This window comes from Mariniphaga sp. (assembly GCF_041687215.1).
Taxonomy (GTDB): Bacteria; Bacteroidota; Bacteroidia; order Bacteroidales; family Prolixibacteraceae; genus Mariniphaga.
The window spans coordinates 72159-87725 of sequence record NZ_JAWLCI010000003.1; the positions used below are offsets into that span (position 1 = coordinate 72159).

A 15567-nucleotide genomic window follows, 5' to 3' on the forward strand; every position below is an offset into this window, starting at 1 on the left:
ATTATATCATAAAAATTCTTATCAGTTTAATCATTAAGAATTCTTACAGACAAAACTATATAATTATTTTCAGGTTAAGGAAAAATAGCATATTTCAATGTCGGAATACATTTGTGCATTCTTATTATTTTTTCCACCAGTAGTTTTTAATTTTGGCATCAGTTATCAGCGTGTCGAGTAGTTCGTTCAGCGTTGTGTCGTCCCAGTCGCGCCAGTCAATCCAGCTTGAGCCAATCATTTCAAGGGTCTGGGCATTTTCTTTGTGCCCGTCAACCTGTTTAATGAAGGTATATTCGGGCCTTTCGAGGCTTACAAAATGATAAAACCACTCTGTGCAAATTACCCGGTGTTTTTCCATCAGTTTTTTCACCGCATCACTCGAAGTTGAATTGTACATGTGGTAGGCTATTGTAGTAAAATTCCAATCCAGTTCATTTTCATAATGTTCCACAACATCCAGAATTTCAGGTTGAATTGTATTAAAACTGAACATCAGAATTTCTCTTTCAGGAGCGTCATTTCTTACCTGCCGGTATATCTGCATAAGGCTCTTCTTAAATCCGGGCTTATGGTAATCGCTCATTCTGAAGGTAGGTTCATTGGCTAATTCATAGTAAACCAAATTGTTATCCTTATATCTGGGGGCAATAGCCTTCCAGAATTCTTTTTCCATTTGAAAAGTGTAGGTGGTGTCAAAATTTTGCTGCGGTCCAACGTTGTGATAATTGATGATAAGGTTCATTCCCAAAATGTGGGCATTTTCAACACATTTATCGTAATAAGGCAACACTTCTTCAACACTCCAGTAATCTCTGCCATGATCTTTTTGCCAACCATCAACCCAGCAAACACGAATGGTGTTAAATCCGTTTTCTTTGATTTTTTCCCAGTTTTTTATATTGGTTGCAAAATCAACCGAGCTTTTCAGGTTTTTGCTCAGTACCATTGGTGTGCCCCGCATCATTGCCCCGTTCCTGTCTTTCAGGGTTCCGGTTTCGTTTTTTCCAGTTTCATCTGATGTGAATGATTTCCGGGAAATATTTTTTTCTGGTAAAGAAATCAGGATAATTAATAAAGTAACGGTTATTTCGGTAAGTATTGATTTCATTTCTTTAACTTTTTATTGAAAATTTTGGATAATGGTTTTTACCGAATACCTTTTATTGTTTTTAAATCCTTGTATAATGTAAATTCCTGATGGTAAATTTGATACTGAAATTTTAGTTACATGTTCCGGATGGTTAACCGAATACATTGTCTGGCCGGTTATATTTGATACCACAATGTATTCAAACCGACCAACGGAATTGGTTCTAATTTCAAGTTCATTGTTGTGATTTTGAAAAGCCAGGATTTGAATGTTTTCTTCCTTTTTCATTGTTTCCAGTCCGGTAGCCAGCTCAAAAGCCATTTTATCAATATTGAACAGCGGATCGCTCAACACGGTAAAACGCATGATTTGTTCACCCGGATAGAGGTACATTTTAAAAGAAACAGGCACTGTATTTAAAGCGCTGTAACTTGTTGGAACTGATATTGCTCCCGATGATATTGTGTCAAATTCGATTTGAAAAGTTCCACCGCCGTAAAATGTTGCTGTGTAAACAGTCACATCATACCAGCCTTCGGTGAGTACGTTTACCGAATATTCCATCCATTCTCCGGGAAGTGCATTTCCCACATGATATCCGTCTCCCATCCGGTCGTAAATATCCACATTATCGTCGGGCCGGTAATCCCCGGTAATGTTATTTGTTCCTTTATCGTGGTAGGATAACCCTTCTCCACCTTTATCAAAATTTTCTGCTTCAACAATACCTGGTATTACCATCAGAGTATCGAGAAACGGAGCTCTAACAGGACGTGTCCATTCTGGAAAAAATACTCTAACCGGTTGGGAATAAATTCCTGCCGAATCGTTGTAATGGGAAATTATCCGGTAATTGTAATAACTGTTAACTCCGGGTTTCATATCAAAAAACTGCGTAGAATCGGGCGACAACATCACAAAATCGGAGTAATGTCGCTGGGTTCCCAGTTTTCGCTGAACCAAAATACTGTCGTGGTTTTCGGTTCTGATTTTCCAGGACACCCGGATGATTGAATCCTGGTAAATTTTTGCGTCAGGTACCGGCGAAAGCGAATTGGTGTGGAGCAAAATATCCTTTACTTCATCCCAGTCGCGTTGCTGGCGCTCCATAATCCGGAAATCGCCGCCGTCATCCCAGGCTGCAAAAGCGAAACCGTATTTATACGAATTTTCCACATAAGCACGATAATGGCGCATCCTGGAATTGTAATCGCATTTTTTCAGTGCCCCAAATTCGCCAAGAAAAACAGGAATGTTGTGCGCAAGCGACCAGTTTGAAACAGCTTTAAATTTGTTTTCAAGTTGATTATAATCGTAGCTGGTTCCCCAGGTGCCCTGGCCTTCCAATCCGAAAAGGTAGGGATCGTATGAATGAAATGAACCAATTACGTAATCATCATCGGGGATAGCTGCTGTTAACAGTTCGTCAGAGCCGCCCCAGTTGTGTCCTTGAAAAATGACCAGCCTGGTGGGATTTGTTTTACGGATAATGGAAAGAATCCGGGCGTGCATATCGTCGTTTTGTGCTTTGGTCAATCCATGCGGCTCGTTAAGTATTTCAAAAATCAGCTTTTCGGGTTTATCCTTAAAATGTGTGGAAATTTGGGTCCAGATGCTGTCGAACCGTGCTTTGTTGGCTTCCGAATAATTTTGTTTAATCCAGTCGTCATGGTGGGCATTAATAATAATGTACAATCCCCGTTCAAGGCCCCAGTCTGTAACCTGTTCAATGCGGTTGAGCCATGATTCACTTACTTTGTAGGGGGGCGTTTTACCCGTATAATTATCCCAGCGAACCGGAATACGGACACACTGAAAACCTTCTTCCTGGTATAAATCGAAATAATACTCTTCTGCTCTTGGATTGTTCCAGCCTGCTTCTGTTGGCGCTTCATGTGTATTTCCCAGGTTGATGCCTTTTTGCATTTGGAGAATAGCTTCATGGGGAGTAATCTGTGCATTTCCGGAACTGGAAATTCCGAAACTAAAAATAAGAAACAGAAAAAAAGTGGAAAAATGACGGTTCATGCTGGTTTAATTTAAAAAATAAGAGCCTGCTGGAACAGGCTCTCATTTATAAAGTTTTAATAATCAATAATTAATTTTTTATCGCTTTGTAGCGACCAATTAGTTGTTTGTCAGTGCTTATAAGAATCAGGTACATACCAGCAGGCTGATCGTCAATGGACAAAACTTCCAGGCTGCTGCGAACTTTTAGATCGCGCACGATTGCTCCATTGGCGTTGAATACCTGGATGCGGTTACCTTGTTCTGCACCTCTGATATTCAGTCTTCCGTTTGTCGGATTCGGGTAAATTTCAATCTGGTTGGCATTGGGTAAACCAGCATATGTTCCCAAATCAATCTGGTAGTCCACAACGATTTTTCCATCGGCAGAAGTTACCTGAACTTTGTCTCCAACAGCCAGGTTGCCCGATGTTTTCTCGTTTCCTCCGGCATCAACAACAATAGCAGTTGCACCCATTGAAGCTGTAATTCTTGAATAGAATTCAGAAAGTGGGGTACTTTCTGATGGTCCTTCAACGATGTAATTTACCTGATCTACACTGTAAATGTTCGATAAAATGTAGGCAAGATAAGTTGATTCAAGGATGTACTGTGTACGCAACATGGAGAGGTGATAAACTCTTGTTACCAAACCATTGGGCGAAGTAACCACCACTTTGTCGTCTTCATAAAGCTCACCTTCAGTTCGTTCAAATCCCATTTTATCAACCAGTTTTACTGTAGCACCCAAAGAAGGCACAATGTTACTTAGGAAGGTTTGAACATTTGATCCACGAGGTACAAAATTAACCAGGTTTTCACTTTGGGAAACAAGGTAAATATCTGAAAGAATAAAAGCATCGTTTTGCGAAGAACGCGGCTGCAACTGATATACGATCCGTGTAATTCCGTTTTCAGCAACCACTTCGAAGTAGGTATTGGCATTAACTGTTACATTAACATAAGCTGTATCGAAATTCAACCTTGTCAAAGGTACGTATGCTCCTTCGCCATCAATGATACTCAGGGTAGCTCCCATTGGAATGGTAACATTGTTTAAGACAGTACGCAACTGTGTACCGTACTCAAATCCGGTAATGTAACCTGAGCCATCTTCAGCAACAGAAGAGGCACTTTTAGGTTCGTTTTCTATGGCAACTTCATACAAAGTGGAAGTAAGCACTGCATCGGAACTTAATCCTTCTTCGCTAACCTGCAGATAATACTGAGTGGTATTTGTACTGTCAGCAGAGAGAACAACAAGCACATCATCCTGACTTAGCAAGTCATCTGCAGTTAAATCTGAATCTCCAGATTTAACAGTCAGTGACTGATCTTCGTGGGCTTTGTTCAGGTTACTCAGTAAAGTTCCAACAGTAGTTCCGGCAGTAATTCCCCTTATTTCTTCCTCCATAGAATAGCCATCACTTACTTTGTAAACCACCGAGGTTACGGTTGATTTGTAGTGGGTGGGTTCATACAAAAAATGCTGCCCGATATCGTTTCCAACATTTAGAATTTCCATTGGCCAACCTACGTTACGGGCCTGCCAGTAAGCACGGTCTGTCCAGGTCCATTCCGCATCTTCAGGTGTTGTTCCAAATGATGCCTGAACTACAGGATTTCCCTGGTATATTTCAGGTTTTCTCATCACATTGGCAGTCATATCAAAAAGCCACCCTCCAATTGTCCATTCAGAACCATCACCCATTCCAAATATTTCGATCAGTTCAAAGTCTTCAATGTTATTGGCAGGTTTGAGGCCGAGCTTTATTGAATCGTTTTTAATTTTAAACAGAAACCAAGTAGAGGATCTCCATTTTCTAACAGGGCTTAAATCATATCCGACATGTTCTCCCCAGGGGTTTCTGTAAGTGTCAACGCCATCGGTATTGGCAAACTGAACATCCAGTTGTGCCGGTACCTGCCATTTGAAATCTGGCAACCAACTCGGGTGTGCATCACCGTCTGAACGGATATCACCCATACAGAAAACATCGCCCGGCTGCACAATTGGATTTACACTCAGGTCTTGTTCCACATAAGCAGGTGTAACCGACCACTGTGTTTCGTTAACCCATTTATAGCCTGGTATATATTTGTTATATCGCTGTTCCCACTCATCATCACCACTTGACCATGCCACAGCATCAGCCGGATTATTGGTCCACTGCATCACAATCATGTAATTACTTAAATCCAGTGGCTCCGTTCCGGGATTGCAAATTTCAGCAAAAGAGTTATTCCATTGATCCCAGTTTACAAACTCTGAAAGGAAAGGTTCAGCGTAATATTTTTGTATATCATCCAAATCTTTTTCTTTTACCAGTTCAACATTGTAAGTAAACGTTACACTGTCGTCTTCTGCTGTAACGATAAAAGAAACAGTGCGGTCCTGTAATGTTCCGGTAAGCGATGTAGCCCGTTTCACTTCAACTGTGGCATTTAAATCCTGGGGTTTGGCAACCAATGCCGGTATTCCGGAAACATCTGCCGGTACCTGCATGCGGTAATTGAACGTAGTAGAATTAAAGCCTGCAATGGTATCTCCTTTCCAGCCGTAAATAGCATTGTATAATGGCCTGTGGTGGGCCGGTATATCGGGCCAGGTGATGGCTGCCAGGTATCCATTGTGGCTTGGGCCGTAAGGCTGAACCTGAATAAAATATTCTTTTGAAGCTCCGTTTTGTGCGGTAACCTTTAGTTGGTCGCCATTTTTCAGGTCTGGTCGGGCAACACCGTCAACCCACACAAATTCCCAAGTGGCATTGGCCGGTTTTTCAAGGTATTTCATCAAGGAGTCGGTACGCAAGGCATGAGGTAACCCGTGCCATGAACCTGTTATGGTATCGGTTCCATGGACATGTTTGGTAACTCTTGGCCATCCCGTATATTCCATTCCATCACTACCCCGCTGTGTATTTGTTCTGATTGCTTCTCCATCTGCTACTGAGGCAATGTCAATATGGTCAATTGGTACAACAATATTTACATCGTTTGTTGGTTCTGATACAATAATGTCGAAAGTAGCAGATGTAAGTTCTTCCCCACAAACATAAATGGTGATTTTATCTCCAGTTTGGGCCGAATGAAACAGGGAGTCTTCCCTGTTCGGGTTCAGGTGGTATTCCCAGGCAATTCCCGGTTTTTTAACCATATGGCGCATGATGCCATCCAGCCTGCGAACGCCCCAAGGCACTGTCAGTGTTTTGTTGGTAAAATCCACATCAATAACATCCGATTCCAGTGTATTTGCATCCAAAACATAAGGGCCATGGCTCCCAACTGTCCACCAGGTATCGCGCCATGAGCTAATGCCATCGGGACGAACAAGTGGAATCCATTCAGAGTCATCACTTCCTACACCGCGTGCATTGGCAAAATCGAGGTTACCAGTTTTTACCTTGTACTTCCGGACCAGGTTTGCTGTGCGTGTAGCCATTGCTACACCGGCAACGTCATAACCGGCGCCCGTAGCATTGCCCCATTCCTGGTTGTTTCCATCGTTATCAAAAACGCCGTTAACCTGATCGACTACTGCTGAATCGCCTTCTGCAAAGTGGTGTTCCAGGTACCAGCATTCACGTCCGTGCCAGCCTTCAATAATTAAGGGATTTCCTCTGCTGCCCTCTAAAGATTGGGTTATGCTGTCAGTTGCATCTCCTTTTACCTCTGAATAATGAATTAACAAATCAGTCACATCGTAAATGTCAATTTGTTTTGGACGCTCATCGCCTTCAAATCCGGGTATCCTTTTTTTGTATTGCCTTGGCCCAAAATCATATGCGCCGGCAATTACATAAGATTCTCCCGGTGCTAGAATTTTGTCAGGAAGGAAAAAATAATCCTCACCCGAAATCCAGGGATCAGAATACAAATCAAGAATTGGTTCTCCCCAGGGAGCAATTCGCCCAAACTTAAATTCATTTAACTGAACAGATTCACTACCCATGTTGGTAATTTCAAAATAGTTATTAGGCTTTGATTCCATCCGGGCTTCAGTGATAATTAAAGACCGGTAAGGTTCCTGGGCATAAAGCATGCTCCCCAAAATCGTCAAAAAAAGTAGAAGTTTTAATTTCATAGTAATTAAATTTAAATGTTAAATTTCTATTATTTATTTCGTAAGCAAATATCAAAATAATTTAGGATAAAGCAACAAAATGGTTAGATTAATGATGAAAAATATCTTACATCAATGTAATAAATCTTGCATAAATGTATTTTGTACTATATCCTGATGTTTTTTTTGCTTTTAATTATTTCGTGAGGTATAATTTAAAAATGCAAATTCTTCAAATGGTTCATAAAACCTGCATTTTACGAATAATTACCCTTCGTTCAAATTAAACGTGAGCAACTTACTCTGTTTTAAGTACAATTAGGAATTTGTATAATAAAAAGGAATTAAATTTGTTATTTGTACTAGTTTACCTTTATTTTTAATAATAATCAAATGTTCATAATTTTGTTACTATAATTAGTGAGCACATTTTATACGTGTTAAAAAAAACTTTTTAAGAAGAATAATTCTTATGGAATTTTATTTAATCGTTTTTTTACCCTGAGCAATTAACTAAATTTGCACTGGTTTAAATTTAATAGTTTAAAAATGGCATTTGTAACCAAAATACTCGGGAAAATTCTCGGGAACAAATCGGAAAGAGATATAAAGGAAGTGAATCCGATTGTTGAACAAATTAAAGAAGAGTACCAACGAATTGTTGGTTTCTCAAACGATGAGCTACGTAACGAAACAGATAGGTTAAGGGAAATCATCAGGGACCGGATTAAGCCGGAGGAGGATGAAATTGCCGCATTGAAGGAGAAGGCCGAAGACGCCGAAATTCAGGATAGCGAAGAAATTTACAAACAAATTGACAAGCTCGAGGAAACAATAGATGAAAAAATTGAAGCGGTTCTGAATGAAATTCTTCCTACCGCATTTTCTATTGTGAAAGAAACTGCCCGCCGGTTTTTCGAAAACGAAACGGTGGAAGTTACCGCCAGGGATTACGATAAAGATTTGGCCTCCACACGGGCCAGCATTTCTGTTCAGGGAGAAAAAGCTTTGTGGAAAAATCGCTGGATTGCCGGAGGAACAGAAATTATCTGGGATATGGTACATTACGATGTGCAGCTCATTGGAGGCATTGTACTGCATCAGGGCAAAATTGCCGAAATGGCAACCGGTGAAGGAAAAACACTGGTGGCCACATTGCCTGTGTTTTTAAACGCGCTGGCTGGCCGCGGTGTACATTTGGTAACGGTGAATGACTACCTCTCGAAACGGGATGCCGAATGGATGGGCCCCATATTTGAATTTCACGGGCTGACTGTTGATTGTATCGACAAACATCAACCAAATTCCGAAGCGCGACGGAAAGCATATAATGCAGACATAACTTACGGAACAAACAATGAATTCGGTTTTGATTATTTGCGCGACAATATGTCCATCAATCCTGAAGATTTGGTGCAGCGCAAACACCACTACGCCATTGTAGATGAAGTGGACTCGGTACTCATTGATGATGCCCGTACACCTTTGATTATTTCAGGACCGGTGCCTAAAGGTGAAAACCAGCAGTTTGAAGAGCTGAAAGGTTATGTGGAAAAATTGTACAAGGCCCAGCGTGATTTGGTAAACCGCATTTTTATAGATGCCAAGCGGTTGCTTACCAAAGAGAACACTACCGATGAGGAAAAAAAAGAAGGCGGTTTGTTATTGCTGCGGGCACATAAAGGGCTGCCCAAAAACAAATCAATTATAAAATTCCTGAGCGAGGAGGGCATGAAAAACCTCATGACGAAAACGGAGAATTTCTATATGCAGGATAACAATAAAAACATGCATATTGTAACTGACCCTCTCTTTTTTGTTATTGAAGAAAAACAAAACTCGGTAGAACTTACTGATAAAGGGATTGACCTGATTTCTGAAGGCTTTGAAGACCCCGACTTTTTTGTAATGCCCGACATGGGAACTACAATGGCAGAACTCGAAAATGCAGGACTGTCTCTTGATGTAATGCAGGAAAAGAAAGATAAACTTTTGCAGGATTACGCTGTAAAATCAGAAAGGGTGCACACCATCAATCAGTTGCTGAAAGCTTACACCATGTTCGAAAAAGATGTGGAATATGTGGTGATTGACAACAAGGTGAAAATTGTTGATGAGCAAACCGGACGTATTATGGAAGGACGCCGGTATTCAGACGGATTGCACCAGGCCATTGAAGCCAAGGAGCGGGTTAAGGTGGAAGCTGCCACCCAGACTTTTGCAACCATTACTCTGCAAAACTACTTCAGAATGTACCACAAACTGGCCGGTATGACTGGTACTGCTGAAACCGAAGCTGGCGAATTCTGGGATATTTACAAACTGGAGGTGGTGGTTATTCCTACCAACCGCCCGATTGTTCGCGACGACAGAGAAGATTTGGTTTACAAAACCAAACGCGAAAAATATAATTCGGTTATCGATGAAATTGTGGAACTGAACCAGGCCGGGCGACCGGTGTTAGTGGGTACCACTTCGGTTGAAATTTCGGAATTGCTGAGCCGGATGCTCAAAATTCGTGGAATTAAACACAATGTGCTAAATGCCAAATTGCATGCGCGCGAGGCAGAAATTGTAGCCGAAGCAGGCCGGTCGGGTGGTGTTACCATTGCCACCAACATGGCAGGCCGCGGTACAGATATTAAGCTTTCACCAGAAGTGAAAAAAGCGGGCGGTTTGGCTATAATAGGTACCGAACGCCACGATTCGCGGCGGGTTGACCGTCAGTTGCGTGGTCGTGCCGGACGACAAGGTGACCCAGGTTCGTCGCAGTTTTACGTTTCACTCGAAGACGATTTGATGCGTTTGTTCGGCTCCGACAGAATTTCAGGTGTGATGGATCGGCTTGGTTTGAAAGAGGGCGAAGTGATTCAGCACTCAATGATATCCAAATCTATAGAACGCGCGCAGCGGAAAGTAGAAGAAAATAACTTTGGAATAAGAAAACGGTTGCTGGAATACGACGATGTGATGAATTCGCAACGTGAAGTGATTTACAAGCGAAGAAAACACGCCTTGTTCGGCGAAAGGCTGGATGTGGACTTGCTGAACATGATGTACGATTCGGTGGAAGAGTTGGTGAACGAGTATTTTGGCTCCGACCAGTTCGAAGATTTCAACATGGAATTATTGCGGTTGCTTTCCATCGAATCGCCTGTTACTCAGGAGGAATTCAAACAACTTTCAATAGAAGAAATCACTGAGAGGATTTACCAAAAGATGATTGACGGATATAACCGCAAAGTGGAATCGATTTCGAAACAGGCGTTCCCGGTTATTAAAAATGTGTATGAAACCAAGTCTCAGGTTTACAAAAATATTGTGGTTCCCATTTCAGACGGGAAACGGATTTTCCAGATTATTTGTAATCTCGAAAAAGCTTATCTGAATAAGGGTAAAGAGCTCGCAAAATCTTATCAGAAGCAGGTTGTGTTGAACACCATTGACGAAGCCTGGAAGGAGCAGCTTCGCGAAATGGACGATTTAAAACAGTCGGTTCAGAATGCTACTTACGAACAGAAAGACCCGCTTTTAATTTACAAGTTTGAGTCGTTTAACCTTTTTAAAATGATGATTAGCAAGGTGAACAAAGACGTGGTAAGTACCTTGATGAAAGGCCACATACCGATTCAGAGCCCCGATCAGGTGCGGCAGGCCGAAGAAAGAAAACGCACCGATATGAGCCGGTACAGGACACAAAAATCGGATATGCCCGGAGTTGAAAACCCGATGGAGGGAGCAAATACCCAAACCGGAGAACGAAGCAAACCACAACCGGTTAGGGTTGAGAAAAAAGTGGGTAGAAATGATCCTTGCCCGTGTGGAAGCGGTAAAAAATACAAACAATGCCACGGTAGAGGCGCATAAAAAGGATCGTATTTTTTACCTGGCCTGACGACGGCGTAATTTTAACCAGTAAGCTTTAAAAATTAATACCGAAAAAAATATAGTATGATACACCTGTTAAACTTTATCCACTGGAATGCCAATCCCGAGTTGTTTAATTTAGGCCCGCTCTCGGTTCGCTGGTACGGACTGCTTTTTGCCTCCGGGTTTTTAATTGGCTATTACATTGGCGAAAAGATGCTCAAATCGGAAAATGTATCTCAAAAATGGATCGATTCCCTGTTTTTTTATATCATAATTGCAACCATTTTAGGTGCTCGGCTGGGGCATGTTTTCTTCTATGGCTGGGAATATTATTCTCAGCACCCGGCAGAAATTTTTAAGGTTTGGCACGGTGGCCTGGCCAGTCATGGAGGAGCGCTTGGAATCATTATTGCGCTATTAATTCATTCAAAATTAATAACCAAACGGAATGTATTGTGGACCATCGATCGCATAGTTGTACCCACCGCACTGGTCGGGGGTTTTATTCGACTCGGTAACCTGATGAATTCCGAAATTTACGGCATTGAAACCACTCTTCCGTGGGGATTCATTTTTGAACGTAATGGTGAAACAGTTGCAAAACATCCCACTCAAATTTATGAAGCGCTGGCCTATTTTATTTCTTTTGGTATTTTAATGTTTTTTTACTGGCGCACCAGGAGAAAATTAAACGAAGGATTTTTAACCGGTGTATTTTTTGTGTTGATTTTTGCCGCCCGCTTTTTCATCGAGTTTATAAAGGAAGATCAGGAAGCTTTTGAAGCAACAATGTCCTTAAATATGGGGCAGTGGCTGAGTGTGCCTTTTGTTTTAGCCGGAATATTTTTAATTGTACGGGCTATGAAATTACCGGAAAAGGAGTATAAAAATCAAGCCTGATTTGATCCATATGAATAAAATACGCAACATTTTATTCTCTACAGCAGCAATCTCCTTGTTGGCCTTTGTAATTTTTTCCTGCTCAACTGCAAAAGAGGTTGAAACTTATTATCATCCGGCCGATTTTGATGTGTCTGCTTCAACCTGTTTTGTTTGGACGACCGATTTTTATGAAATCGTCCCAAAACTTGCCGCTATCATTTCTAAAAAAGACAAGGTCACACTTTTTGTAAAAGAAAATGCCGACCTAAATGATATTAAACGGATTCTTGAGAAATACGAAAGTAACCCCGAAAATATTGGTTTTATTCCATTAAAATGGATACCCGCAAATGCCTGGCTTAGGGATTTTGGTCCGGTTTATCTGGTAAATGGCAGGGGAAAAAAGAAACTTGTCAATTTTTTATACTTCAGAAGCCGGCTAAAATTTGTTGATCAGATCTCCGAAAAACAAAAAATTCCGTTGACTCAGATTCCGCTAAACAGCACCGGAGGCTCGCGGGAGGTAAACGGGAAAGGTACAGCCATTCTTGTTGAATCGCATGAATTACTGGAGAATAAGCCCAAAACAAAAGACGTGATTGAGGCTGAAATGAAAAACGCCCTTCATTTGAAAAAGATTATATGGCTTAAACAGGGCATTCCGCAAGATGATGGTCAGTTTTCCGGGCCAATTTATCAAGACATTTATCCCAACGGCGTAAATGGTCATGTGGACGAATTTTGCCGTTTTGCCGATGCACAAACTGTTCTAATCAGTTATGTTTCAGAAGAGGAGGCCGGTTTGCATCCCATTTTGGCAGAAGCAAAAAATCGGCTCGACGAGAATTACCGGATTCTTTTGGAATCAACCGATCAGGATGGAAATAAACTAAATGTGAAAAAGGTGCCTTTTGCCCCATTATTAATATTCGAACAACCCACCCCTCAGGGAAAGAGAAAAACGGCGGCGGTTACCAGCTATATGAATTTTATTGTTACCAATTCGTTGGTTATCCTGCCATCTTATCTTGATGTTGCAGATGACTCAAACCGAGAAGCATTTCAGGCAAAAGAAAACGAAGTGATCCGGATATTTCAGGAAGTTTTTTCTTCAAGAGAAATTATCACGGTTCCTTCTTATGATTTAAATCGGTTCAGTGGCGGTTTTCACTGCATCAGCATTAACAAACCTTTGGGTGGCGCGGTTTCCGAACCGCGCATTCCATAAAAGGAGGAATAGACAAATCAGTGAAATGATATACGGAGAAGTATTCACAATATCAAGAATGAGCGAATCGGAATTCGCTCCACCATCAGTTGAAAATACGCAAGCCAAGAAAAAATGTCCTCGGTTTTGCCGGACCGTAAATGTATCCGCTGTCGCGGTTTTTACCGGTATCGAAATCGTTTTGGAAATGATTCAAAATATTGCTGATTCCCCCAAACAATTCAATGGACGAATCCATGCGGCGCATATTAAAAATGTATCCCAGTTTCAAGTTCATTTCCATGAAATTTGGTGTATCAATAAGAACATCCTGCTCCGGGGTGCCTGCATCGCCTGCCAGCCCGTAATGTGGTACCAGCATGGAACCTGTATAAATTCCCGACAATGAAGTACTAAAACGGTTTCCGGGAGTCAGCGTTAACGTGTAATACCCGTAAGCTTCCGGAGTTCGCAGGTACTTGGCAGTTCCGGGCAGTTGTTCCGACCATGCAACGGGCTCTTCATACAAACTTTTCTGCAGGGTAATTCCGCTTTCCAACTGAAACATCCTGTTATAATTGGCACGGGCTTCGAATGTTACGCCATACACATTACTCAATCCGCCGTTTCGTTTTTCCATCAGCGAATTTCCATCGGCATCTCTGCCCACTTCTTCCAATATAAAAGCATCGTTTAACCGGGTGTAAAAACCTTCGAGGGTAAATCCGTAAATGTGTTTTTCAGTGGGTTTGTCCCAGTTCATGGAAACACTTGCACTTTGTGACCGTTCTTCTTTTAAATCTTCTGAAAGACTGATAGTTTGAATCCCTCCACCTGAAAAAGCAATGTGCATATCGGCATCGAAAGCCTGCGGCGCACGGAATCCGGTTGACCAGGATGCGCGCAGTTGCGTATTTAAACCAGGTTTAAAAAGCAGGGAAATTCTGGGGTTTACAATAAGGTTATCAACAAAGTTATGTTTGTCGGCCCGAACTCCAGCCAGCAATGTTGTTTTTCGGGTAATTTCCCAGTCACTTTGTATAAAAGCACCAATATTTCTCGAATTCTGATCAATTAAATAATTGTAAGCCTCAATAATATCGTAAACATCATCCACAACATATTCCGTCCCAAAAGTGAAAGTGTTGTTTCCCTTTATAAAATCCAGTATCGTATGGTTCAGTTGGGCACCAACCTGCAGGGTATAATTTTCTGAATTGCCGTAGGGCGGGTTGTTGTTGTATTCCTGAAGTTCATCAGGGTTGTCAGGAGTAATACCGGTAAAGTGTTTTCTTTTGGTGAATTGTCCGGCTGTATATAAAACAAAGGAAGTCCTGTAATCGTCACTTGAAACTTCATAATCGGCTCCTCCCATAAGCACATCGTGAGTCCGTTCTTCCGATTGCCTTGCAAGGTAAGCAGGTCCATCTCCCATTTCGCCTCCGTAACGGTACTCGTGCATACTTGAAAAATTGGCCTGTAGCTGCTGTTTTTCATTGAGTTTGAAAAAAGAATTTAATCCGAAGGAATTGTTGTTTAGTGATGGCATTTCTGAAAAATTATCTCCGTTGTGATCGTATAAATCGCGTTGGCGGTGTGAGGTGTAAAGTGCCATTCCGGCATTGCGTTTTTGCGAAAGGGCTGTAAGGGTTCCGTTCAGGTTATAATCAGCAGAACCACCTCCAATTACTGAATTGTTTGAAGTTATTTCATACGAGTTCCGTTCAGGCATTTTGGTAATAATGTTTACCGTTCCGCCAATGGCACTTGAACCATACAACGCAGAGGCGCCACCGCGGACTATTTCAATACGTTCCACCATTTCAGACGGCAATTGCTCTAAGCCATAAAGGCCTGCGAGGGGACTAAAAACCGCCCGGCTGTTTACCAGAATCTGGCTGTATGCGCCTCCCAGCCCGTTCATTCGCAATTGCGTGTAGTTGCAGGTATGGCAATCCACTTCCATGCGCAAACCAGGTTGGAAATTCAGGGTTTCTGAAACAGTTTGTGCGGCCACATTTTTAATTGTTTTCGAATCGAGCACATTAACAATCACTGCACTTTCAGTTTGCCTTTTAAATGTTTTGGTGCCGGTTACCACCACCTCTCCAACACGCTGTACATCTTCTTCCAGTTCAAATTTAATTTCAATGGTTTCCCCTGCTTTCAATACAACTGGTCTTTTTTCAGTTTTGTAACCAATCATTTTGGCCACCAAAACGTAATCTCCTTCAGGTAAATCCACCATCATGTAGTGTCCGGTAACATCGGTAGTGGTTCCGTAATTGGTATCTTCCAGATAAATATTTACAAATGGTAAATGTTCGCCTCGCGAAACCACATGCCCAATAATTACTGCATCTGTGTGGTCTTGTGCCACGATTTCCAGGTAATGAATTAAAAATGGGAGTAATAAAAGTAGTTTTTTGAATCTGATAAATTTCATAA

Annotated in this window: 7 protein-coding genes; 3 read left to right on the forward strand and 4 right to left on the reverse strand. The window is 41.6% G+C overall.

From position 1 onward, the window contains the following. Positions 1–124: 124 nt before the first annotated feature. From ACESMA_RS02415 to ACESMA_RS02425, 3 genes are all read right to left on the reverse strand, one after another. Positions 125–1108, reverse strand: a complete 984-nt coding sequence (locus tag ACESMA_RS02415) for a cellulase family glycosylhydrolase (RefSeq protein ID WP_372947163.1) — start codon at positions 1106–1108, stop codon at positions 125–127. 12 nt (positions 1109–1120) lie between these two features. Continuing rightward, positions 1121–3118 (reverse strand): cellulase family glycosylhydrolase, encoded by a 1998-nt coding sequence (locus ACESMA_RS02420; RefSeq protein ID WP_372947164.1) that lies wholly within the window; start codon positions 3116–3118, stop codon positions 1121–1123. 70 nt (positions 3119–3188) lie between these two features. After that, on the reverse strand, positions 3189–7181 hold the full coding sequence (locus ACESMA_RS02425) for a T9SS type A sorting domain-containing protein (protein ID WP_372947165.1): 3993 nt from the start codon (positions 7179–7181) through the stop codon (positions 3189–3191). 528 nt (positions 7182–7709) lie between these two features. On the opposite strand from ACESMA_RS02425, the gene secA reads away from it, so the two are divergent. From secA to ACESMA_RS02440, 3 genes are all read left to right on the forward strand, one after another. Then, positions 7710–11027: a preprotein translocase subunit SecA gene (gene secA, locus ACESMA_RS02430; RefSeq protein ID WP_372947166.1), complete on the forward strand. Its 3318-nt coding sequence runs from the start codon at positions 7710–7712 to the stop codon at positions 11025–11027. Positions 11028–11111: 84 nt separating this feature from the next. Further along, a complete protein-coding gene (gene lgt / locus ACESMA_RS02435; RefSeq protein ID WP_372947167.1) occupies positions 11112–11930 on the forward strand; it encodes a prolipoprotein diacylglyceryl transferase in 819 nt (272 codons plus the stop codon). 10 nt (positions 11931–11940) lie between these two features. After that, positions 11941–13140: an agmatine/peptidylarginine deiminase gene (locus tag ACESMA_RS02440; RefSeq protein ID WP_372947168.1), complete on the forward strand. Its 1200-nt coding sequence runs from the start codon at positions 11941–11943 to the stop codon at positions 13138–13140. Between the two features lie 85 nt (positions 13141–13225). On the opposite strand, the gene ACESMA_RS02445 is transcribed toward ACESMA_RS02440, so the two are convergent. Beyond that, positions 13226–15565 (reverse strand): TonB-dependent receptor, encoded by a 2340-nt coding sequence (locus ACESMA_RS02445; protein ID WP_372947169.1) that lies wholly within the window; start codon positions 15563–15565, stop codon positions 13226–13228. Positions 15566–15567 lie beyond the last annotated feature (2 nt).